The organism is Nocardioides eburneus (assembly GCF_040838215.1).
Taxonomy (GTDB): Bacteria; Actinomycetota; Actinomycetes; order Propionibacteriales; family Nocardioidaceae; genus Nocardioides; species Nocardioides eburneus.
In genome coordinates this window covers 1-22114 of sequence record NZ_JBFPJR010000047.1, presented here as the reverse complement: position 1 = coordinate 22114, position 22114 = coordinate 1, and the positions used below count along the sequence as shown (strand labels likewise).

General features: G+C 74.0%; 17 protein-coding genes and 1 pseudogene. 14 read left to right on the top strand and 4 right to left on the bottom strand.

Going from position 1 to position 22114, the window contains the following annotated elements; genetic code table 11:
* The 9 genes and pseudogenes from AB3X52_RS18170 to AB3X52_RS18130 all read left to right on the top strand — a co-directional run.
* Window positions 1-1233: Gfo/Idh/MocA family protein (locus AB3X52_RS18170; protein WP_367995515.1), on the top strand; the 1233-nt coding region annotated here is incomplete at its 5' end.
* Window positions 1230-3350, top strand: a complete 2121-nt coding sequence (locus AB3X52_RS18165) for an alginate lyase family protein (RefSeq protein ID WP_367995514.1) — start codon at window positions 1230-1232, stop codon at window positions 3348-3350. The genes AB3X52_RS18170 and AB3X52_RS18165, both read left to right, overlap by 4 nt.
* On the top strand, window positions 3343-4932 hold the full coding sequence (locus tag AB3X52_RS18160; RefSeq protein WP_367995513.1) for a Wzz/FepE/Etk N-terminal domain-containing protein: 1590 nt from the start codon (window positions 3343-3345) through the stop codon (window positions 4930-4932). Before AB3X52_RS18165 ends, AB3X52_RS18160 begins: the two co-directional genes overlap by 8 nt.
* A gap of 8 nt (window positions 4933-4940) precedes the next feature.
* Window positions 4941-6593, top strand: a complete 1653-nt coding sequence (locus AB3X52_RS18155; RefSeq protein ID WP_367995512.1) for a GumC domain-containing protein — start codon at window positions 4941-4943, stop codon at window positions 6591-6593.
* Window positions 6590-7849 (top strand): hypothetical protein, encoded by a 1260-nt coding sequence (locus AB3X52_RS18150; protein WP_367995511.1) that lies wholly within the window; start codon window positions 6590-6592, stop codon window positions 7847-7849. Before AB3X52_RS18155 ends, AB3X52_RS18150 begins: the two co-directional genes overlap by 4 nt.
* Window positions 7846-9063 carry a glycosyltransferase gene (locus AB3X52_RS18145; RefSeq protein WP_367995510.1) on the top strand — a complete coding sequence of 406 codons (1218 nt, stop codon included), beginning with the start codon at window positions 7846-7848 and terminating at the stop codon, window positions 9061-9063. Before AB3X52_RS18150 ends, AB3X52_RS18145 begins: the two co-directional genes overlap by 4 nt.
* Window positions 9060-10328, top strand: coding sequence for an MATE family efflux transporter (locus AB3X52_RS18140; protein WP_367995509.1), 1269 nt, complete (start codon window positions 9060-9062; stop codon window positions 10326-10328). Before AB3X52_RS18145 ends, AB3X52_RS18140 begins: the two co-directional genes overlap by 4 nt.
* Window positions 10325-12424, top strand: a complete 2100-nt coding sequence (locus AB3X52_RS18135) for a glycosyltransferase (RefSeq protein WP_367995508.1) — start codon at window positions 10325-10327, stop codon at window positions 12422-12424. Before AB3X52_RS18140 ends, AB3X52_RS18135 begins: the two co-directional genes overlap by 4 nt.
* A pseudogene (locus tag AB3X52_RS18130) lies at window positions 12421-12957 on the top strand (acyltransferase); the annotation flags it as partial. The gene AB3X52_RS18135 and the pseudogene AB3X52_RS18130, both read left to right, overlap by 4 nt.
* A gap of 40 nt (window positions 12958-12997) precedes the next feature.
* On the opposite strand, the gene AB3X52_RS18125 reads toward AB3X52_RS18130, so the two are convergent.
* Both AB3X52_RS18125 and AB3X52_RS18120 read right to left on the bottom strand, forming a co-directional pair.
* Window positions 12998-13681, bottom strand: a complete 684-nt coding sequence (locus AB3X52_RS18125; RefSeq protein WP_367995507.1) for a phosphatase PAP2 family protein — start codon at window positions 13679-13681, stop codon at window positions 12998-13000.
* Between the two features lie 10 nt (window positions 13682-13691).
* On the bottom strand, window positions 13692-14258 hold the full coding sequence (locus AB3X52_RS18120; RefSeq protein WP_367995506.1) for a dTDP-4-dehydrorhamnose 3,5-epimerase family protein: 567 nt from the start codon (window positions 14256-14258) through the stop codon (window positions 13692-13694).
* A gap of 191 nt (window positions 14259-14449) precedes the next feature.
* Between AB3X52_RS18120 and AB3X52_RS18115 the strand changes: the two genes are divergently transcribed.
* On the top strand, window positions 14450-15706 hold the full coding sequence (locus AB3X52_RS18115; RefSeq protein ID WP_367995505.1) for a class I SAM-dependent methyltransferase: 1257 nt from the start codon (window positions 14450-14452) through the stop codon (window positions 15704-15706).
* Window positions 15703-16539, top strand: coding sequence for a sugar phosphate nucleotidyltransferase (locus tag AB3X52_RS18110; protein WP_367995504.1), 837 nt, complete (start codon window positions 15703-15705; stop codon window positions 16537-16539). The genes AB3X52_RS18115 and AB3X52_RS18110 overlap by 4 nt, the downstream gene beginning before the upstream one ends.
* A gap of 74 nt (window positions 16540-16613) precedes the next feature.
* On the opposite strand, the gene AB3X52_RS18105 is transcribed toward AB3X52_RS18110, so the two are convergent.
* Window positions 16614-18218, bottom strand: coding sequence for a right-handed parallel beta-helix repeat-containing protein (locus AB3X52_RS18105; protein ID WP_367995503.1), 1605 nt, complete (start codon window positions 18216-18218; stop codon window positions 16614-16616).
* 119 nt (window positions 18219-18337) lie between these two features.
* Here AB3X52_RS18105 and AB3X52_RS18100 point away from each other — a divergent pair, with 119 nt between their 5' ends.
* From AB3X52_RS18100 to AB3X52_RS18090, 3 genes are read left to right on the top strand one after another with little or no spacing between them, the layout of a single operon-like run.
* Window positions 18338-18991, top strand: coding sequence for a PIG-L deacetylase family protein (locus AB3X52_RS18100; protein WP_367995502.1), 654 nt, complete (start codon window positions 18338-18340; stop codon window positions 18989-18991).
* Window positions 18988-20004, top strand: coding sequence for an NAD-dependent epimerase/dehydratase family protein (locus AB3X52_RS18095; protein WP_367995501.1), 1017 nt, complete (start codon window positions 18988-18990; stop codon window positions 20002-20004). The genes AB3X52_RS18100 and AB3X52_RS18095 overlap by 4 nt, the downstream gene beginning before the upstream one ends.
* A gap of 35 nt (window positions 20005-20039) precedes the next feature.
* Window positions 20040-21326, top strand: a complete 1287-nt coding sequence (locus AB3X52_RS18090; RefSeq protein ID WP_367995500.1) for a DUF4910 domain-containing protein — start codon at window positions 20040-20042, stop codon at window positions 21324-21326.
* A gap of 201 nt (window positions 21327-21527) precedes the next feature.
* On the opposite strand, the gene AB3X52_RS18085 is transcribed toward AB3X52_RS18090, so the two are convergent.
* Window positions 21528-22114 (bottom strand): sugar transferase (locus AB3X52_RS18085; RefSeq protein WP_367995499.1); only part of this gene is annotated, 587 nt, incomplete at its 5' end.

Sequence of the window (22114 nt, the reverse complement as noted above, 5' to 3'; positions counted from 1 at the left end):
CTCGAGGTGGCCAGTCTCGTCGACGGCGTCCACCCTGTCTCGGAGGCGGCCGAGGTCTACGAGCGGCTCCGCACCGGGGAGCTGAAGGGGATCGGGTTCCTCTTCGACTACCCCGCCCCAGATCCCGCCCGGGTCGCTGCGTTCCCCCACACCGGCGACTCGGGCGGCCAGGCACCGGCCGGGATCACCCTCCCGCGACGGGACGTCATCCCGGCCGGTCCCCGGCCGAGCGCGCCGCTCGGCAAGGAACGCGTCGGCATCGGGTTCATCGGCGCCGGCGGCTACGCCAGCTCGATGCTGCTGCCCCACCTGGCCCATCTCGCCCGGCGCGGCCGCACGAGCGGGCCGACGGCGTACCTCCACCGGGTCGCCACGACCCGCGCCCTGTCGGCGGCGAACGCCCAGCGCGCGTTCGGCTTCGCCCACACCAGCACCGACGCCGACGAGGTGCTCGCCGACCCGGAGGTCGATGCGGTCTTCGTCGTCACCCGGCACCACTCCCACGCGGCGTTCGTCCGCCGGGCGCTCGAGGCCGGCAAGGCGGTCTTCGTCGAGAAGCCGCTGGCGCTCAGCGACGAGGAGGTGGACGGGATCCTCGCGACTGTCGCGGAGACGGGGAACGACCGGCTGATGGTCGGGTTCAACCGCCGCTTCGCGCCCCTCGTCCAGCGCCTGGACGCGGGGCTGGGCGACGGCCCGCGGCAGGTCCGCTACCTCGTCAACGCCGGCGCGCTCGGCAAGGACAGCTGGTATCTCGACACCACCCGCGAGGGCAGCCGCTGGGCGGGCGAGGGCGGCCACTTCGTGGACACCGTCGCCGCGCTCGTCGGTGCCGACCCGACCGCGGTCACGAGCATCGCCCACGGCGAGGACCGGCACGTGACGCTGGAGTACGCCGACGGCTCGGTCGGGCAGGTCAGCTACCTGACCTCGGGCAGCCGTCGGTTCCCGAAGGAGACGCTCGACGTCACCGGCGCGGGCCGCAACGCCCGGCTCGACGACTTCACCAAGGTGACGGTGTGGCAGGGCCGTGACAAGGACGCCCACCGCAGCCTGCGCGGCCAGGACAAGGGCCAGCGGGCCATGCTCGAGGCGTTCCTGGACGCCGTACGCTCCGGCGCCCCGATGCCGATCCCGCTCGACTCGCTGGTGGCGACCACCCGCGCGACCCTGGACGCGGACGTCTCCGGCCGCACGGCGCCGCGCGTCGTCCCGACAGGGGACCGCCCGTGAGCCGCGGGCTCGGCTGGTACGCCCGCCGCCTGGGCCGGATGAGCCCGGGCGAGGTCGCCGTGCGCACCCACGACGCCGGTCTTCGCCTCGCCTGGGCACCGCGCCGGGTCGCCCCCGCCGAGACGCTCGCCGTGACCCGGCCCCGGACCACGCTCGTCGGCCGCCCCCGCCCCCTCCCCCTGCCCGCGGGCACCGCCGACCTCGTGCCGGCCGCCGCTCGCGATGCGGTGGTCGGGGCGGCCGACGACGTGCTGGCCGGCCGCTGGCGGGTGCTCGGTGTGACGCGGCCCGACAGCGCGGCACCCGACTGGTTCCTCGACCCGGTCACCGGCCGGCGCGCGCCGCAGGACCGGCTCTGCTTCGCGATCGACCACCGCGACGAGGCCGTCACCGGCAACGTCAAGCAGGTCTGGGAGCTCTCCCGCCACCACCACCTCACCGTGCTGGCCGCCGCCTGGTGGCTCACCGGCGAGGAGCGGTACGCCGCCACCGTGGCCGCCCAACTGCGCGACTGGTGGCGCACCAACCCCTTCCTCTCCGGCATCTGCTGGACCAGCGGCATCGAGCTCGGCGTGCGGCTGACGAGCTGGGCGTGGATCCGGCGGCTGCTCGACGGCTGGCCGGGCGTCGGCGCGCTCTTCGAGGAGAACGACCTCGCCCTGCGGCAGCTGTGGTGGCACCAGCGCTGGCTCGCCGCCTTCCCCAGCACCGGCTCGTCGGGCAACAACCACCTCGTCGCCGAACAGACCGGGCGCCTGGTCGCTGCCTGCGCCTTCGGGTGGTTCGCCGAGAGCGACGCCTGGCGGCGCGACGCGGCCGCCCGGCTGGGCCGGGCGCTGCGGGCCAACACCGACCGCGACGGGCTCAACCGGGAGCTCGCGACGGACTATCACCGCTTCGTCGCCGAGCTCGGCCTCGTGGCGGCCGTCGAGGCCGAGGCCGCCGCCCACCCGCTCGACGAGCCGACGACCGCGCTGCTCACCGCCATGCTCGACGCCGCCGCTGCGCTTCCCGACGCCACCGGGCGGCCGCCGCGTCAGGGCGACGGCGACGAGGGCCGGGCGCTCGTGGTCGACGGTCCCCGCGACCCGGGCACCGACGCCGGCCCCGAGGAGGCGTGGGCCCAGCTGCTCAGCGCGGGGGCGTCGTACGCCGGAGCGCCGGTGTGGTGGCCCGCGACCTCCCCCACCGTGCTCTCGGTCGCGGTCGGAGCGCTGGCCGGCGCCCTGACCGGCGCCGGCCCGCGTGGCGACCGCCCGACGACGCGGCCTGATGTGTTCCACGACGCCGGCCTGGCGATCCTGCGGACGCCGCGCGGCACGACGCCCGAGCTGTGGGTGCGCTGCGACGGCGGGCCGCACGGCTTCGGGTCGATGGCGGCGCACGCGCACGCCGACGCGCTCGCGGTCGAGGTGCGATACGCCGGCGTCGACGTGCTCGCCGACCCGGGCACGTACTGCTACCACGGCGAGCCCGCCTGGCGCTCCTACTTCCGCTCCACCGCGGCACACAGCACCGTCGAGGTCGACGGCGCCGACCAGTCCGTCTCCGGTGGCCCGTTCCTGTGGACCCGGTCCGCCCACGCGGAGGTCGACGCGCTCCTCGAGCACGGCGCCGACGACGGCCCCCGGCTGCGCACCTGGGTCGCCCACCACGACGGGTACACCGGCGTACGCCACGACCGGATGGTCACGCTGGTCGCCGAGGAGGAGCGCGTCCGCATCGTCGACCTGCTGACGCCGCGCGACGGCCGCCCGCACCGGGTCCGGGTGATGCTCCACCTCGGCCCGCTGGTGCGCGTCACGCTGGGCGGCGGGCCGGGTCTGGACCTGGCCGTCCTGGTCTGGCCGCGCGGGCGCGCGACGCTCCGGCTCGACCCGGGGCTCTCCTGGTCGACCCACCGTGGCGAGACCGACCCGGTCCTCGGGTGGTACTCGCCGCGCTTCGGCACGAAGGTGCCGACCACTGTCCTCACCGGGTCCGGTCTGATCACCGAGGCCCGTGAGATCACCACGGCCCTGACGTTCCTCGCCGTCCCGGCGGGGAACGCCGACGTGCCGTTGCCACGCCGGTCCCGGGGCCGGCACACCACCGAGGGGGGATCCATCCATGGCTGAACAGCTGCTCGACCTCCACCAGGGGCTCGGCGCGCTGCGGCGCCACCGCCTGGCACTCGCCGGGACCGCACTGCTCGGAGCAGCGGTCGGCGTGACGCTCTCGACGCTGCAGGCGCCGACGTACACGAGCACGAGCCAGGTGCTGCTGCCGCAGCTCGAGGTCAGCGGGCAGCTGGCCAACCGGGACCCGGCGACCGAGGTCAAGATCGCCTCGAGCGACCTCGTGCTCGGCGCCGCAGCCAAGGCGCTGGACCCGCCGATGTCCCGCGAGCGGCTCGACTCCTACGTGAGCGTGAGCGCGCCGAGCCAGGACGTGGTGGAGTACACCGTCACGACCGGCGACGCCGACCTCGCGAAGTCGATCGCCCAGGCCGCGGCGAAGGCCGAGGTCGACTACGTCCAGGAGTCGGGCAGCTCGCTGAGCGCCGCGCACCGCGAGTCGCTGGAGAACCGCAAGAAGACCCTCAACGAGACGCTCTCCCGGGTCGCCGCGGAATACAAGACGACCCACGCCCGGATCAAGACCGAGACCGGCGCCCAGCGCGCCGCCGACGAGACGGTCCAGGCGACGCTCACGGGCCAGATGTCCGACCTGGCCGGTCGTCTCGACAGCATCGCCGAGGAGGAGCAGGGCCTGACGGCGTACGCCGGCGGCGAGGGCTCCAGCAGCGGGGCGCGCATCATCCAGCCGGCCACCGACGCCAGCCCGCCGGACCCGGTCCGCAAGGGCGCGATCTACGGTCTCGCCGGCGCCGGCGGCTTCGTCCTCGTCCTCGTCCTGCTGCTCATGCTGCTGGCCGGCCGCGACAAGCGGCTGCGCATGCGTGACGCGATCGCGGACGCGTGCGGGAGCACGGTGGTCGCCACCATCCGCAGCCGGGTGCCGCACACGGTCACCGGCTGGACCGGGCTGCTGAGCGGCTACAAGCCCGGCGCCACCGACGCGTGGGCCATCCGCCAGGTGCTGCGGCGCGCCCTGGACGGCAGCGAGACCACTCCCCGGCCGACGCGGCTCACGATGCTCACGCTCGACGACGACACCGCCGGGCTCGCCGTCGCGATCCAGACGGCGTCGTACGCCGCCGGCACCGGTCTCCACACCCGGCTGGTCCCCGGCCGGCGCCAGCCCTCCGCGACCGCGCTCTGGGCGGCGCTGCGGCAGGCGGACGGCGCCGAGCCGCGGCCCGGGCTCCGGGTCGGGAGCGGAGGCGACCCCGCCGACCTCGACGTGACGCTCACCGTCCTCGACCGGAAGGCGCCGACGCTGGTCGGGCCGGGCGCGACCGACGCCGCGGGCAGCCCCGACGCCACGGCCGTGCCACCCGGGCCACCACCCGACGCGGTCGTCCTGGTCCTCTCGGCCGGCGCGGCCACGGCGGACGAGCTCGCGCGGGCGGCGATCGCCGCCGACGACGCCAAAGCCACCATCGTGGGTGTCGTCGTCGTCGACCCCGACCAGCTCGACCGCACCACCGGCCGGCTGCACCAGCACGAGCGCACCGACCAGCCCGCCCTGCCGACGCGGCTCACCGGGATCTCCCCGCTGACCATCGGCACCGCACACCGGAACGGTGTGCGATGAGCGGCCCGATGAGCTGGCGCCTGGACGACGCCGCTGCCGTGGACGAGACCCAGTCGACGCCGGTCTTCGCGAGCCTGGTCTACCTCCGCAACGCCCTGCGCCGACGCCGGCGGACCTGGCTCGGGCTCGCCGCGGCGGGCCTGGCGCTGGGTGGCGCGTACGCCGTCGCCGTCCCCGCCGACCCGGTCGCGGACACGACGCTCATCCTGAGCCACCCCGAGGGGCAGGACCCGTCCTCGGCGATGCAGACCGACCTGAGCATCCTGCGGACCCGCGAGGTCGCCGACCGCGCCGCCGCGAAGCTCGACATGACTCCGACCGCGCTCAGCCAGGCGATCTCCGCGACGATCATCACCCCGACGATCCTGCGCATCCGGATCACCGGTCCGGACGAGACGACCGCGATCACGCGGGCGCAGGTCGTGGGCCAGGCCTTCTTGAGCTATCGCGGCGCGATGCTGCGTGCGGAGTCGGAGGCCCTCGTCGCCGGCTACGAGCAGCGGATCCAGAAGCTGAAGAGCGAGATGACGACGCTCACCCATCAGTACGCGTCGCTCAGCTCCGGGAAGTCGCCGCAGCAGCAGCGGGTCGCCGAGACGGTCCTCACCCAGCGCAGCCAGGACCAGGCCCAGGTCGACACCCTGCAGCAGCAGATCGAGGACACGACCACGTCGATCGACGCGGTCGTCACCGCCAGCAGCGTCGTCGACCCGGCCGACATCGTCCCGGTCTCGGCACCCAAGCGGGTCATCCTCAGCGCGATCTCCGGCCTCGTCGTCGGCGGGGCGCTCGGCCTCGGGATCGTGCTGGTCCAGGCGCTCACCACGACCCGGCTGCGCCGACGCGAGGAGATCGCGCTCGCCCTCGACGCACCCGTGACGTACGCCGCCGAGCGGCCCTCGGCACTCCGACCGGCGCTCCGTCGGCGCGGCGTCGACACCCTGGCCCGCGGCGTCGTCGCGGGGCTCGGCCGCCCCGGTCCGCGCCGGCCGCTGGCGCTGCTGACGCTCGCCGGCGACCGGCGCGCGGCCCGCACGGTCGACGCGGTCGCCGTCACCGCGGTCCGCGCGCTCGTCGAGGCCGGTCAGCGGGTCCTGGTCGTCGACCTGACGCCGCGCGGCCGTCTCGGTCACCTGCTCACCGGGGTCGCGGCCCGCGTCCACCGCCCCGACTGGGCGCTCGCCTGGGGACCGCTCGACCCCGAGCAGCCCGACCGGCTCCGGCCAGCGGGGCAGCCCGGGCAGCCGGGTGGGCCCACCGCGCCGGAGGGCTGGGACGAGGCCCTGTCGAGCGGCACCGTCCTCGTCGTCGGGCGCCTGGAGCTCGGTGCGGGCGTCGACGAGCTCGCGACCTGGACCGACCGCGCGGTCGTGCTGCTCACCGCCGGCAGCACGAGCGCCGAGCGGCTCCGCTCCGCCGCCGACCTCCTGAGCGCGGCCGGGATCGAGTTGGCGGCGACGCTGCTGGCCGACGCCGACCGGAGCGACGAGAGCGCCGGCCGGCGCGCCGCCGAGGGCGCGACCCCGGCGTCCGCCGCGGACGACGGTGAGACCGTGGGCCGGCACTCCGACGTGGTGGCCGGCGCGGTGCCCGACCCGGCCGCGCTGCCCGCGCCGCACTGCGCCGACCCGCTCGTGCCCGCACCGGTGGAGCAGCCGTGAGCACGCTCGTCCCTGCGCGGCGCCCGGCCGACGTCAGCCGCTGGCTGCTCGACCGGGTGCTGCCGCGGACGGCCGCCGGCGGCGTACGCGCGAAGCGACTGCCGCTCTTCGTGGTCCTCGCCTGGGGCATGCTCGTGCTCAACGTCCTGCCCTTCCTGGGCGCGACCACGGTGCTGCCGATCCCGCGGACCGCGGCGCAGGTGGTCAACCAGGGCGCCCTGCTGGCGGCGCTCGGCTTCGCGCTGCTGGCCAACCACCGGGGGCTCCTGCGGAGCAGCTTCTTCCTGGTGCTGGTCTCGCTGCTGCCCATCGCCGGGCTGGCGGCCGGCTTCCACGCGACGTACGTCACCGGTGCGGTCTTCCGCGCGGCCCGGTTCGCGACGTTCGTGGCGGTGCTCTGGCTGCTCTCGCCGTGGTTCGGCCGGCGTGACCTCACGATCCTGCGCAGCCACCTCGCGGTCCTGCGGATCCTGGTGGGCAGCGTGGTGCTCGGCCTGGCGGTCGCTCCGGGGACGGCGCGCTCGTTCGACGGGCGCCTCGCGGGGGTGATCTGGCCGATCCCGGCCACCCAGGTCGGCCACTACGCGGCGGTGCTGCTCGGCGTCACCGTCATCGGCTGGGCCTGCCGGTTGGTGCCGACGCGCGGCGCGCTCCTCACCGTGCTCGTCGCGGCCCCGGTGCTGCTCCTCAGCCACACCAGGACCGCCCTGCTGGCGCTCCTCGTCGCGCTGCTCGTCGCCGGCGCGACGCTCTTCCTCTCCCAGGCCCGCGTACGCCGGGTCTCGGCGACCGGCGCGCTCGTCGGTCTCCTGGCCGCGACCGTCTTCGCCTCCCAGGTGACCCACTGGCTGCTGCGCGGCCAGACGACGCAGAACGTCGGCCAGCTCACCGGGCGCACGAAGGTCTGGGACATGGTCTTCGCCCAGCAGCGCTCGCTGGGCCATGACCTGTTCGGCTCCGGGATGTCGAACATGTCGTTCAACGGTCTCCCGATCGACAGCAACTGGGTGGCGACCTACCTCGACGGCGGCTGGTTCGGCCTCATGGTCGAGGCGGCGTTCCTGCTCGTCCTGCTGCTCATGGTCGCCGTCCGGGTGCGCGGTCCGCAGCGGGCGATCGGGGCGTTCCTGGTCGTCTACGTGCTGATCTCGTCGATCACCGAGACCGGTCTGTCGGCGCCGTCGTCGTACCTGCTCGACCTCGTCGTCGCCGCCGCGCTGCTCAGCAGCGCTCCTCGCACCGGAGGTGCCTCATGAGGATCCTGCAGGTCCACGGCCGCTATCGCTCCGGGGCGCCCAGTGGCGAGAACCAGGTGGTCGACCGGGAGGCCGCCCTGCTCCGCGAGGCGGGCCACAAGGTCGCCTCCTTCGAGCGGCACAGCGACGCGATCGCCGGCTGGCCGCTCGCCCGCCGGGCGGCGCTGTCGGTCACCAGCATCCACGACCCGGCGGTACGACGGGAGCTGGCCGCCCTCCTGGCCGGCGACCGTCCCGACGTCGTCCACGTGCACAACACCTTCCCGCTGCTCAGCCCCTCGGTGCTGGTCGCCTGCCGCGACGCCGGCGTGCCCGTGGTCGCGACGCTGCACAACTACAAGCTGCTCTGCGCCTCGGGCGACTTCTTCCGCGACGGGCGGCCCTGCCACGCGTGCGCCGACGGCGCGGTGGCGCCCGCCCTCCGGCACGGCTGCTACCGCGGCTCGCGCGCCGCGACGCTGCCCGTGGCCGCCGGTCTGCGGGCGAACCGCACGCTCTGGCGCAGCGCCGTGGCGGCCTACCTCTGCATCTCGGCGTCGCAGCGGGACCTGCTCGCCGGGCTGGGTCTGCCGGCCGACCGCATCCGGGTGGTGCCAAACTTCGTCCCCACCCCCGCCGAGCCGCCGGTCGCGGCCGAGCGGCGCACCCACACCGTCGTCAGCCTCAGCCGCCTCGACGCCGCGAAGGGCGCGCGCTTCCTCATGCACGCCTGGGACGCGTTCCGGGCCGTCCACCCCGTCTCGCCGCTGCGCCTCGTCATCGCCGGCGGCGGGCCGCTCGAGGACGCCGTCCGGCGCTGGGCCCGGCGGCACGACTCGGTCGACGTCCTCGGCAACGTCTCCGGGCGCGAGGCGCTCGCCCTGCTCGCGCACGCCCGCGCCGCTCTCGTGCCGTCGCAGTGGGAGGAGACCTTCGGCCTGGTCGCCATCGAGGCGATGGCGACCGGTGTCGCACCGATCGCGCCCGCCCGCGGCTCCTTCCCCGAGATCGTCACCGACGGCGTCGACGGCACGCTCTACACCGCCGGCGACCACCACGACCTCGCCCGGGTCCTCGCTGATGTCGACCGCGAGCCCGAGCGCTACGCCGCCCTCGGCCGACGTGGCCGGACCACGCACGTCAAGAGGTTCGCGCCCGCCGCCCACCTCGACGAGCTCGTGGCGGCGTACGACGCCGCCGTACGCCTGCACGCCACCGGAGGTGGGCTGTCATGAGTCTCCACCTGGCTCGACGACTCGGGTGGGGCGTGGCCGACCAGGCCGTCTCCAGCATCAGCAACTTCGCGGTCAGCCTCGTCGTCGCCCGGGAGCTGGGCCCGCACGACTTCGGTGTCTTCAGCCTCGCCTTCGTGACGTACGCCGTCGTGCTGAACGCCTCCCGCGGCCTGGCCACCGACACCCTGATGGTGCGCTTCAGCAACGCCTCGCGGGAGGCCTGGCGACCGGCCGTGGCCGCCGCGACGGCCACCGCGGTCGCGGTCGGCGTCGCCGCCGGCCTCCTCTGCGCGGTCGCCGGCCTCGCGCTGCCCGGTCCGCTCGGGACCGGCTTCCTCGTCCTCGGCGCGGGCCTGCCGCTGCTCATGCTCCAGGACGCCTGGCGCTTCGCGTTCTTCGCCATCGGCCGGGGCGACCGGGCGCTCGTCCTCGACCTGCTGTGGACCGTCCTGCTCATCGGCGGTCTCGTCGGGCTCGTCGGACTGGGCTGGGAGAGCGACGCGGCCTGCCTCGCCATGTTCGGCGCCTCGGCCGCGATCTCGGCGCTGACCGGCATGGCGTTCGCCCGGGTGCGGCCGCGGCCGAGCGCGGTCCGCGGCTGGCTGGTCGACCACCTCCACCTCGGTGGGCGCTACCTCATCGAGAACCTCGCCGTCGGCTCCTCCCGCCAGCTGCGGCTGGTCTGCGTCGGCCTCGCGGCGGGGGTCGTCTCCGTCGGCCAGATCCGCGCCGCGGAGATCCTGATGGGGCCCTTCCTCGTCGTCCTCATGGGCATCGCGCAGGTCGCGGTGCCGGAGGCCTCGCACGTCCTCAAGCAGCAGCCGGCGCGGACGACCCGGTTCCTGCTCGCGCTCGGCGGCGTCCAGGCGGCGCTCGCCGCCCTGTGGGGCACGGCGATGCTCGTCGTCCTCCCCCTCGGCGTCGGCCAGGCGCTCCTCGGCGACATCTGGCACGCCGTCGACCCGCTCGTGCTGCCCGCGACCATCGCGGTCTGCCTCGGCTGCCTCTCCGGCGTCGCCACCACCGGCCTGCGCGCCATGGGCCTGAGCCGGCGCAGCCTCCCCGCGCAGCTCACCGGCTCCGCGCTCTACGTCGTCGGCGGCGGCCTCGGCGCGCTCGTCGGCGACGCGAAGGGGTCGGCCTGGGGCTACGCCCTCGGCGCCGGGATCGGCGTCGTCATCTGGTGGTGGCAGCTCCGGCGCGGGCTGCGCGAGCACACCGCCGCCGTACCCACCGCCCTCGAGCCCGCGGGAGCACTGCCGTGACCACCACTTCCACGCCTGCCCTGAGCATCGGCCTGCCGACCTACAACGGCGAGCGCTTCCTCGCCCAGGCCCTCGACGACCTGCTCGCGCAGACCTTCACCGACCTCGAGGTGATCGTCTCCGACAACGCCTCGACCGACCGGACCGGCGAGATCGCCCGGGCGTACGCCGCCCGCGACCCGCGCGTGCGCTACGTGCACCAGCCGGTGAACCTCGGCGCCGCCGGCAACCACAACGCCGTCCTGGCGCTGGCCCGCGGCCGGTGGTTCGCCTACGCCTCCGACGACGACCGCTACGCGCCCACGCTCTTCGCGCGCTGTGTCGAGGCCCTCGAGGCGGACCCCGCGCTGGCGCTGGCGCACTCGGCCGACGGCTTCATCGACGAGACCGGGGCGGTCATCGCCGTGCCGGCCTACCTCCTCGACACCTCGGCGCCGCGCGCCTCGGACCGGTTCCGCAGTCTCCTCCACGAGCAGGGCGGGAACGACTTCTATGCCGTCGGCCGGACCGAGGTCTTCCGCGCGATCCGGCCGCTGGGCGGCTACCACCACGCCGACCGGGTCATGGTCGCCGCCCTCGCGCTGCACGGGCCGTTCCACCACGACCCGGAGGTGCTCTACCACCGCCGCGACCACCCCGGCCGCGGTGAGCGCAGCCCCGACCGCCGGGCCCGGGCCGCGGGCCTCGACCCGCGCCGCCGGAGCCGGCTGCGGCACCCGATGCTCCGCCTCTACCTGGAGTACGTCGCCGCCTATCTCCTCGCGATCCACGACGCCCCCCTCGGCCGGCTCGAGCGGCTCCGGTGCCTGCGCGCCCTCGCCGGCTGGTTCGCCTCCCGCCTCGTCCCCGGCCGGCGGCATGCCCGTGCCGCGGCCAGCGTCGACCCCGCCGTCCGCGCCCGCGACCTGCCGACCCGCGAGGCGATCCGGGTGACGGCATTCGGCTACCTCGGCATCGGCAACCAGGGCAACGAGGCCTCGCTGGTCGCACTGCGGCGCTGGGCGCAGGCGCAGCCGCCCGACCGCCCGGTGGCCCTCTCGGCGCTCTGCGTCGACCCGGAGGCGGTGACCCGCGACCACGGCATCCCGGCGACCCGGATCATGACCTACCGGCGCGACCTCGCCTCGGGCAGCCTGCGCGTGACCGCGCTCAAGGCGGCCGGCCGGCTCCTCGACGTCCCCCGCCTGTGGCGCGCCGTCGGACGCACCGATGCCGTGGTCGTCCCCGGTTCCGGCACGCTCGAGTCCGGGCTCGGGCTGCCGCCCTGGGGGCTGCCCTACTGGCTCCTCGTCGTGGCGGTGAGCTGCCGGCTGCGCCGCCGCCCGCTGGTCCTCCTCGACATCGGCGCCGAGGTCGCGACGGACCCGCTCACCCGCGTCCTCCATCGCTGGACGGCCCGCCTCGCGGCGCAGGTCAGCGTGCGCGACGAACGCTCCCGGCAGGCGATCCGCCGCTTGGGCGTACGACGCCGGGTGGACGTCGCCGCCGACCTGGTCTTCGGCCTGCCGACGCCGGGGACCGGCCCGGTGCGTCCCGGTCACGTCGTGGTCGGCGTGATGGCCTACTACGGCGGCCCGGACACGCCGGACCGGGGACCGGCGGTGCTCGCCCGGTTCGAGGAGGCGATGGCGACGACCTGCCGCGCCCTGCTCGCCCAGGGCCGGACCGTCACCCTCGTCACCGGCGACGACGCCGACCGCCCGGTCGCCGAGCGGGTCGCCGCCGCGGCGCCGGGCGCGGTGGTGAGCCCCGCGACGACGCTCGCCGGCGTCATGGTCGAGACCGCGCAGGCGGAGGTGGTGGTCGCCGCGCGCTTCCACACCCTGGTCGCCGCGCTCAAGACCACGCGCCCGACGGTGGCGCTCGGCTATGCCCCCAAGGCCGCCGACCTGCTCGCCCTCTTCGGACTCGGCGGAGCGAGCCAGCGGCTCGACGCCGTGGACCCGCAGCTGCTGCTGGCGCAGCTCGAGCGCGTGGTCGCCGAGGCGGACGAGCAGCACATGAAGGAGACGTGCCGGCGCCTCGAGGAGGCGCTGGACGACCAGGCGGAGCGACTCACCGGAGCGCTCCATGAGAGCTCGGGAGGCCCCCGATGAACCGTATGAACACCACCCCCCGCGAGATCGACGCCTACGCCGCGATCGCGACCGCCGGCTCGACCGGCTGGCCGGCCCGGCAGACGGCCCGCTGGCTCGTCCATCACAAGCTGCGCCACAAGGACCAGCTGCCGTGGCGCAAGCTGCGGCTGCACTGGGCGATGCTCCGGCGCGGCTGCTCGATGCGCTATGCGCTGCAGGGCAACGCACTGCAGATGCTGCGCCAGGGCCGCCTCCAGGTCGGTCGCGGCTGCATCTTCGACGGACAGGTCACGGTCCGCGGCAACGAGGGGGCCCGCATCCTCCTCGGCGCCGGCGTGGGCATGAACCGCAACGTCACCGTCGGCGCCCACGAGCTGGTCGTCATCGGCGACCACACGATCATCGGCCAGGGCTGCTACATCACCGACGCCGACCACGTCGTCAGCGACCCCGACAAGCCGTCGCTCGACCAGGGCATGCGGGTCAAGGGCCCGACGGTGATCGAGGACCACGTCTGGCTCGGCGTCAACGTGTTCGTCGGCTCCGGCGTCCGCATCGGCCGGGGCAGCCTGGTCGGCGCCAACTCGGTCGTCACGAAGGACGTCCCGCCGTACTCCATCGTGTACGGCGTCGCCGCGACCGCCCGCCCCCGGCCCGACCTCCTCGACCGGCTCGACCGGCTCGACCGGCCGCCGGCCGAACAGGCCACCGCGCGCTCGTCGGAGCCAGCAGCACCGCAGCACCCAGTGCCGCTCCCCCGATGACGTCGCTGGCCCAGTGGGTGCCGGTGACGACCAGTGCGACCGCCATGACGACGGCGAGGGCCGCGGTCCCCCAGACCGCGGCCCGACGCAGGCGCGGCGGGCGGGTGCGCGCGATCGTGCCGAGGTAGGCGACCAGGCTCGCCTCGTGCCCCGACGGGAAGCTGGTGCCGCTGCCGCTGATCGGCGCTCGGTCCACCAGGACCTTGACGACGAGCAGCGGCAGCGCCACCGCGGCGACCACCATGAGCGCCCCGACGAGGGGGCCGGTGCTGCGCGCGTGCCGGGAGGCGATCGCTGCGACGAGCAGGAGCGCCGTCGCCGTCACCGCGGGCTGCAGCAGCTCGACGACGACGTCGCACAGCCGCTGCGGCGTACCCCAGACCAGGTCGGGGTCGACGATGTCGAGGATCCGCCGGTCGACCGGGTCCAGCCGCCCGGTGGCCACGACCAGGGTCAGCCCCAGCAGGACGTCCACGGCGCCGACGGCGCCGAGCAGCCGCGCCCGGGTCATCCGGTCCGGCTCAGCCCGCCGCCGCCAGCACCCGGCCGAGCTGGTCCTCCAGCTCCGCGAGCGGGCGCGCCGCGCAGTCGTTGTCCGACATCGCCCCGACCGGCAGCGGCCACCCGATGGCGAGCTCGGGGTCGTCGTACGCGATCGTCAGGTCCTCGCTCGGGTCGTGCGGACGGTCGATGCGGTACGACGTGTCGGCGGGCTCGGTCAGCGCCTGGAACCCGTGGGCGCAGCCCGGCGGCACGAAGATCGAGTTCTGCCGGTCGCCGGAGAGCTCGAAGCTGACCCAGGTCCGGTACGCCGGCGAGCCGGGTCGCAGGTCGACGACGACGTCGAACACCGCGCCGGAGGAACAGCGCACGAGCTTCGCCTCCCCGCGGCCGGTCCGCAGGTGCAGCCCCCGGATGACGCCCTTCGCGGAGCGGGAGAGGCTGTCCTGGCAGAACCGCTCCGGCACCACCCCCACGGCCCGGGCGACGTCGGCGTCGAAGGTGCGGCTGAAGAAGCCACGGACGTCGTGGTGCGGCTCCGGCGTGAAGGTCAGCAGCCCGGGGATGGCGGTGGTGGCGACATGCATGTCTCGACCGTCGCGCGCCCGGTCGCCCGCGAGGGCGCTCGGCCACGGATATCCCTCATATCGGTGGTCACCTGGCTGCCGCCCCGCTCCCGACGCCGGTCCCTCAAATGAGGCAAAAGGGTCCCGAGGCGCCCCGGCCGCCGTCGTACGCCCGTGAAGGTCATGCCGTCAGATCTTCCGAGGGGGGACCCATGTCATATCCGCTCTGCCGCCTGTGCGGCGCCGAGCTGACCCACACCTTCGTCGACCTGGGCATGTCGCCGCCGTGCGAGAGCTACCTCGCGGCGGACCAGCTCGACCAGGGTGAGACGTTCTACCCGCTGCACGTGCGGGTGTGTCCGGAGTGTCTGCTCGTGCAGCTGCCGAGCTACATCCCGGCCGAGGACATCTTCAGCGACTATGCCTACTTCAGCTCCTACTCCGACTCCTGGGTCAAGCACGCCGCGGACTTCGTGGAGCGCGCGATCGCCAAGCGCGGCCTGACGAAGGACGCGTTCGTCGTGGAGGTGGCGAGCAACGACGGCTACCTCCTGCAGCACACCGTGGCGCGCGGGATCCGCTCGCTCGGCATCGAGCCGGCCGCCAACGTCGCCGCCGCGGCGGTCGCGAAGGGCATCGACACCGAGGTGATGTTCCTCGGCGAGGAGACCGGGACCAAGATCGCGGAGACCTACGGCAGCGCCGACCTCGTGGTCGCCAACAACGTCTTCGCGCACGTGCCGGACATCGTCGACTTCGCCAAGGGCCTGCGTGCGCTGGTCGCCGACGACGGCGTCGTGTCCATCGAGATCCCGCACCTGCTGCGGCTGATCGAGGGCAACGAGTTCGACACGATCTACCACGAGCACTACTCCTACCTGAGCCTGCTCACCACCCAGCGCGTCCTCGCGGCCGCCGGCCTGACGGTGGTCGACGTCGACGAGCTCGCCTCCCACGGCGGCTCGCTGCGCACCTGGTCGGTCCCGACCGAGCGGGTGGCCGCGGGCGCCGAGGCGCCGAGCGCGAACGTCGCCCGGGTCCTGGCCGAGGAGGCGCGCGCCGGGCTGCACTCGCTGGCCGGTCACGCCGGCTTCAGCCGCAGCGTCGAGCAGGTCCGCAACGCGCTCGTCGACTTCCTGATCCAGTGCGACCGCGAGGGCAGCCTGGTGGCGGCGTACGGCGCCCCCGGCAAGGGCAACACGCTGCTCAACTACTGCGGCATCCGCAGCGACCTGCTGCTCTTCACCGTCGACCGCAACCCGCTCAAGCACGAGAAGTTCCTGCCCGGGACCCACATCCCGATCCACGACGAGAGCGCGCTCGCCGCCGCCCGTCCCGACTACGTCCTGATCCTGCCGTGGAACCTCCGCCAGGAGATCTCCGCGCAGCTGTCCTACGTCCACGACTGGGGTGGTCGGCTCGTCGTCGCGCTGCCGCACCTCGAGATCCTCGAAGGAGCACACCGATGAAGGTCGTTCTCTTCTGCGGCGGCCTCGGCATGCGGATGCGTGCCGACAACAGCACGCTGCCCAAGCCGATGATGCCGATCGGCACCCGCCCGGTGCTGTGGCACATCATGCGCTACTACGCCCACTTCGGGCACACGGAGTTCGTCCTCTGCCTGGGCTACGGCGCCCAGGCGGTCAAGGATTACTTCCTGTCCTACCGCGAGACCGCGTCCAACGACTTCGTGCTCACCAAGGGCGGCGAGCACGTCGCCATGCTGGACACCGACATCAGCGACTGGACGATCACGTTCATCGACACCGGCATCGACACCGCCATCGGCGAGCGCCTGCGTCGCGTCCGGCCCTACCTCGAGGGCGACGAGGTCTTCCTCGCCAACTACGGCGACGTCCTCACCGACGCCCCGATGAACGACCTCATCGACCAGCTCGAGGCGACCGACGCCGTCGGCCAGTTCCTCGCGGTCAAGCCGCAGGACTCCTTCCACGTCGTCGACATGGACGAGGCCGGCAACGTCCGCGGGCTGATCCCGGCCGCCGACATGCCCTACGCCATCAACGGCGGCTACTTCGTCCTGCGCCAGGGCATCTTCGACTACCTCGAGGAGGGCGACGACCTCGTCATGGACGGCTGCATCAAGGCCGCCCGCGACAAGAAGATGCGCGCGGTCCCCTACGACGGCTTCTGGGCGCCCATGGACACGCTGAAGGAGCGCACGCAGCTCGAGGACCTCTACCGTCGCGGCGTCTCCCCGTGGGCGCTGTGGCGCGACCGCCCGGTCGAGCAGGGTCGCCCGATCATCCCGGTCGACGTCCCCTCGCCGGCGTCCTGCTGAGAGCACCATGTGACACCCACCGTGCGCCTCGGCGCACGGTGGGCGTCACATCGTTGCGTTCGAGGTGAGCAGCGCTACCTCCGCACGGTGCTCCCGTGGTCCTGGTCGTACGGCGCGGCGCGCCAGGCGGCCCAGCTGACCGGGTGGCCGAGCTCGTGCGCCATGAACCGCCACGGCCCGACGTAGCTGTTGTCGCCGAACCGGTTGTCCTGGTGGAGGGTGACGGCGTCCTCGACGACGGCGCCCTTGAACGGCGACCAGGCGGGATAGGTCCCCCACTGCGAGAACAGCCCGACGAAGCCGCAGCCGCCCGAGGACGCACACCCGGGGATGCGGCCGGGGTGGAGCTCGAACCGGTTCCCGGTGACGCGCACGTGCTGGGTCTTCCAGCGGCAGTCGTCGACGTAGGGCGCGGTGCCGATCTTCGCGGGCGTGCCGCAGGCGGCCTCCGTCGCCACGTCCGGGTCGGCGAGCGTCGTCGCGCCGCTGGACGTGTTGGCCGGGGAGCCCGCGAAGCGGTCGGCGTTCTCCCACAGCACGACGCCCGACCAGTTGTCGACGAACCGGTTGGCCGAGACCAGCAGCGAGTCGCCGTACCGGTCGCCGGCTCGCGGGTCGGCGCCCGACTCCGACAGGTAGAGCGCCGGCTCGGGGAAGTCGACGTCGTGCCCGACCGTGATCGCGTTGCGGGTGAAGGTGTTGTGCGTGATCCGCGCGTTGTAGCTGGTCTCGTACATCACCCCCGGGCCGTCGTTGCGCGCGAAGGTGTTGCCGTCGATGAGGAACCCGGTGTTGTTCGTGTCGGCCCACAGGCCGACGCCGTGGTTGTCGTGCACGTTGTTGTCCGAGATGACGGCGTCGCGGGTCGCCCAGAACTTCCCGCCGCCGGTGCAGCCGCAGCCGTCGATCCGGCGCTCCCAGTCGGCGGTGTTGTTGAACGCGATCTCGTTGTGCTCCAGCCGCACGTCGTGGACCCCGTCGGGACGGTAGGCGTTGAAGCCGTACTGGCCGTTGCGCACCAGGCAGCTGTCGCGGACGAGGCTGCCGTCGCCGAGCATCACGCCGGCGCCGCCGTTCTCCTGCACGCGCAGGCCGATCAGCTGCCAGCCCGGCGCCGCGTCGTGGTTGACGACGCCCTCGTCGCGGTTCTGCAGCCGGCTGCCGAAGCCCTGCACCGTCAGCGTCCGGATCGTCACGTCCGCCGCCGGGCCACCGAACGCGTAGCGGTTCCTGCGCAGCCCGTCGAGCACCGCCCCCGGCGCCCCGACGAACGAGTCGCCCGCCTTGGGCAGCACCTGGCTGTAGGCGCCCGTCCCGAGGGTGTGCCGGCCGGCGGTGAGGTAGTACGTCGTCCCTGCGGGATGCGCGTCCACCGCCTCGTCGAGCCGCTGGCCGACAGGCACGACGACGGCGCCCGCCGGCGCCTGCGCCGGGCCGTCGAGGAGCGTGGAGTCGCAGACCCGGGCGGGCTCGCCGGCGCCGTACGACGGCAGGCCGGTGGGCCCGTCGGGGGCGGCGCTGCCCGTGCTGCCCGTGCTGCCCGTGCTCGTGGGCGCCGGCGAGTGGGCGGCTCCGGGCTCGGTGTCGTCCGACTGCCCGCAGCCCGCCAGGACGGCGAGGGCCAGCACGGCAGCAGCCGTCGGAGCAGCGGCCGCGGTCGCGCGGCGGGCAGGGCGCATGACCTGCACTGTCCCGTCGTGTGTGCGCGCGAGCCAGGGTCGTCGGGCCCGCTCCCCAAGGTTGGGTACGCCGCCGGCGGACCGCTCCGCCCGCGCTGGTGCTTGCCTAGCGTGCTGCCATGCTCGGACTCCACCTCCCGGACGGCCCGCTCGACGTGCTGTGCCTCGGCGCCCATCCCGACGACATCGAGATCGGCTGCGGCGGCACGCTGCTGCGGCTCGCCACCCGCCCCGGCCTGCGGCTGACCACGATGGTGCTGACCGGCACGTCCGATCGTGTGGCCGAGTCGACCGCCGCGCTGGAGGAGATCCTGCCCGCGGTGAAGACGCACTTCCCCGGGTTGCTCGACGGCCGACTCCCCGACCACTGGAACGCGGTCAAGGACGCCCTGGAGGGCCTCGCCCGTGAATGCCGCCCGGGGCTCGTCCTCGCGCCGCGCACGGATGACGCCCACCAGGACCACCGGCTGGTCGGCACTCTGGTGCCGACGGTGTGGCGCGACGCGCTGGTGCTCCACTACGAGATCCCGAAGTGGGACGGCGACGTCTCCGCCCCGACGCACTACGTCCCGCTCGACGACACGACCGCGCGGGCGAAGGTCGACCTGCTCAACCGCAGCTTCCCGAGCCAGCACGCCCACGACTGGTGGGATGACGAGCTCTTCCTCGGCCTCATGCGGGTGCGCGGCATGGAGTGCCGCAGCCGCTACGCCGAGGCGTACCACACCCACAAGGTCCTCGTGGACCTCGACCTCACCCAGGAGTGCTCATGAAGGTCCTCGTCACCGGCGACCGCGGCTACATCGGCGCCGTCCTCGTCCCGTTCCTCCGCGCCGCCGGCCACGAGGTGGTCGGCCTGGACGCGGGCTGGTACGACGGCTGCGACTTCGGTCCGTTCACGACCGACTACGAGTCGCGCACCGGTGACATCCGCGACCAGACGCCCGCCGACCTGGCGGGCTTCGACGCGGTGGTCAACCTCGCGGCGATCTCCAACGACCCGGTCGGCCACCTCAACCCGGAGGCGACCTACGCGGTCAACGCCCACGGCGCCGTCCACCTCGCCGAGGTGGCCAAGGCCGCGGGCGTGCCTCGCTACCTCTTCTCCTCCTCCTGCAGCCTCTACGGCGCCGCCGGGGACGCCCCGGTCACCGAGGAGAGCGAGTTCAACCCCGTCACGCCGTACGGCGAGTCGAAGGTCATCGCCGAGCAGTTGATCGGCAAGCTGGCCGACGACGACTTCTCGCCGTCGTACCTGCGCAATGCGACGGCCTACGGCTCCAGCCCGCGGCTGCGCGCCGACATCGTCGTCAACAACCTCACCGGCACCGCGATCACGCGCGGCGAGGTGCGGCTGCAGAGCGACGGCTCGCCCTGGCGGCCGCTGGTGCACATCGAGGACATCTCGCGGGCCTTCCTGTCCGTGCTGGAGGCCGACCGCGACGTCGTCCACGACCAGGCGTTCAACGTCGGTCGGGACGAGGACGTGGTCCAGATCCGGACCATCGCCGAGGGCGTCGCCGAGAAGACCGGGGCGCCGGTCACCTTCGCCGAGGGCGCCTCGCCGGACAAGCGCGACTACCGCGTCGACTTCGGCAAGATCGGTCGGCTGCTGCCCGCCTACGCGCCGGCCTGGACGGTGCCGCTCGGCATCGACGAGCTCGCCCGCGACATGCGCGACCGACGGCTCTCGGCCACCGAGTTCGAGCACACCTTCGTCCGTCTCGACCGGATCACCTACCTCCAGCGCGCCGGCCGGCTCGACGAACTCCTCCGGCTCGTCTGAGCGACGGGCCCGAATGACAGCGCACGGGTGACCCGATGAGCGACCTCGCCGAGCGGATGCGGGCGCGGATGGAGCGCCTCTACCCGATCTGCCGCAGCATCACCGGCGACGGCGTGCGGGCGACGCTCGCGGTGCTCGGTGAGACCGTCCCCCTCCAGGTGCGGGCCGTCGCGTCGGGCACCCCGGCGTACGACTGGACCGTGCCGGAGGAGTGGAACGTGCGCGCGGCGTGGATCCGCGACGTCGGCCGGGACGGCGGGAACGGCGCGGGCCGCACCGTCGTCGACCTCGCCGACCACACGCTCCACCTGGTGAGCTACAGCGTGCCGTTCCGCGGCCGGCTGTCGCGCGCCGAGCTCGAGCCCCACCTCCACACGCTGCCCGAGCATCCCGACTGGATCCCCTACCGGACGTCGTACTACACCCGCGACTGGGGATTCTGCCTCTCCCAGCGGCAGTACGACGCCCTCGGCGACGGCCCCTTCGAGGTCTGCGTCGACACCACGCTCGCGCCCGGGGAGCTGACGTACGGCGAGCTCGTGCTCCCCGGGGAGACCGCCGAGGAGATCCTGGTGACGAGCCACGTCTGCCATCCTTCGCTGGCCAACGACAACCTCGCCGGCCTCACGGTCGCCGTCGAGCTGGCCGCCCGGCTCGCCGAGCAGCCGCGACGGCACACGTTCCGCTTCGTCTTCGCCCCGGGCACCATCGGCGCGATCACCTGGCTGGCACAGAACCCGGACGTCTGGCCGCGAGTGCGCCACGGTCTCGTCCTCACCGGCCTGGGCGGCCCCGGGCCGCTGGTCTACAAGCGCACCCGGCACGGCGACCGGCCCGTCGACCGCGCGGCCGCGCACGTCGTGCGCGCGCACGGCGGCGAGCTGCGCGACTACTCCCCCTACGGCTATGACGAGCGGCAGTTCAACGCCCTGGGCTTCGACATCGCCGCCGGCCGGCTGTCACGGACGCCGCACGGCGAGTACCCGGAATACCACACCTCCGCCGACAACCTCGCCCTCGTGACCGACGACCACCTCGTCGAGGCGCTCGAGGCGCTGCAGGAGATCGTCGACGTGCTCGAGCACGACGCGACCTACACCAACCTCCGCCCGTACGGCGAGCCGCAGCTCGGCTCCTACGGCCTCTACCCCACCACCGGGGGCCGGTCCGCCTCCGAGGCGGTCATGGCGATGCTGTGGACCCTCGCGTACGCCGACGGCGCCACCTCCCTCCTGGCCATCGCCGACCGCGCCGGGCTGCCCTTCGCGGCCGTCCGCCGCGCCGCCGACGACCTCCTCGGCGCCGGCCTCCTCGGAGGTTGAATGGTGCCTTGCGACGGGCCGAGTCGCGCCTCGTGACGGGCCGAGTCGGGCCTTTCGACGGGCCGAGTCGCGCCTCGTGACGTACCGAGTCGCGCCTTCTGGCTCTGAGTCGGACCACAACCCACGACTCGACCGGTCACAACCCCCAACTCGACCGGTCACAACCCGCGACTGGACCGGTCACAACCCGCGACTCGCCCGTCAGTAGGCGCCGGTGTGGCGCAGGACGGCGCCGACGGTGCGGAGCAGGATGACGAGGTCGAGCCCGAGCGACCAGTTGTCGACGTAGTCGAGGTCGAGCCGGACCGAGTCCTCCCAGGAGAGGTCGGAGCGCCCGGAGACCTGCCACAGCCCGGTCAGCCCGGGGGTGACGGCGAGGCGGCGCAGCGGGTCCTCGTCGTACTGCTCGAGCTCGCGCGGCAGCGCCGGACGGGGCCCGACGAGCGCCATCTCGCCGCGGACCACGTTGAGCAGCTGCGGCAGCTCGTCGAGGGAGTAGCGGCGCAGCACCCGCCCGACCCGGGTGATCCGCGGGTCGCGCGCGAGCTTGAAGAGCACGTGGTCGGGGTGGTCGGCGCGCTCCCCGACCTCCGCGAGCCGCTGCTCGGCGTCGGCGCACATGGTGCGGAACTTCAGCATCGTGAACGGCCGGCCCTGCCGACCGACCCGGACCTGGCGGAAGAACGCGGGGCCCGGCGAGTCCAGGCGTACGGCGAGCGCGACCACCCCGAGGAGCGGCGACAGCAGCACCAGCGCGACGAGCGCGGCGGACCGCTCCCACAGGTCCT

What these genes read in the sequence shown, in the direction of transcription:
- AB3X52_RS18160 (WP_367995513.1), top strand. Translation starts at nt 3,343, where the DNA reads ATGGCTGAACAGCTGCTCGACCTCCACCAGGGGCTCGGCGCGCTGCGG.
- AB3X52_RS18095 (WP_367995501.1), top strand. Translation starts at nt 18,988, where the DNA reads ATGAAGGTCCTCGTCACCGGCGACCGCGGCTACATCGGCGCCGTCCTC.
- AB3X52_RS18155 (WP_367995512.1), top strand. Translation starts at nt 4,941, where the DNA reads ATGAGCTGGCGCCTGGACGACGCCGCTGCCGTGGACGAGACCCAGTCG.
- AB3X52_RS18115 (WP_367995505.1), top strand. Translation starts at nt 14,450, where the DNA reads ATGTCATATCCGCTCTGCCGCCTGTGCGGCGCCGAGCTGACCCACACC.
- AB3X52_RS18105 (WP_367995503.1), bottom strand. Translation starts at nt 18,218, where the DNA reads ATGCGCCCTGCCCGCCGCGCGACCGCGGCCGCTGCTCCGACGGCTGCT.
- AB3X52_RS18120 (WP_367995506.1), bottom strand. Translation starts at nt 14,258, where the DNA reads ATGCATGTCGCCACCACCGCCATCCCCGGGCTGCTGACCTTCACGCCG.
- AB3X52_RS18125 (WP_367995507.1), bottom strand. Translation starts at nt 13,681, where the DNA reads ATGACCCGGGCGCGGCTGCTCGGCGCCGTCGGCGCCGTGGACGTCCTG.
- AB3X52_RS18090 (WP_367995500.1), top strand. Translation starts at nt 20,040, where the DNA reads ATGAGCGACCTCGCCGAGCGGATGCGGGCGCGGATGGAGCGCCTCTAC.
- AB3X52_RS18100 (WP_367995502.1), top strand. Translation starts at nt 18,338, where the DNA reads ATGCTCGGACTCCACCTCCCGGACGGCCCGCTCGACGTGCTGTGCCTC.
- AB3X52_RS18110 (WP_367995504.1), top strand. Translation starts at nt 15,703, where the DNA reads ATGAAGGTCGTTCTCTTCTGCGGCGGCCTCGGCATGCGGATGCGTGCC.
- AB3X52_RS18145 (WP_367995510.1), top strand. Translation starts at nt 7,846, where the DNA reads ATGAGGATCCTGCAGGTCCACGGCCGCTATCGCTCCGGGGCGCCCAGT.
- AB3X52_RS18140 (WP_367995509.1), top strand. Translation starts at nt 9,060, where the DNA reads ATGAGTCTCCACCTGGCTCGACGACTCGGGTGGGGCGTGGCCGACCAG.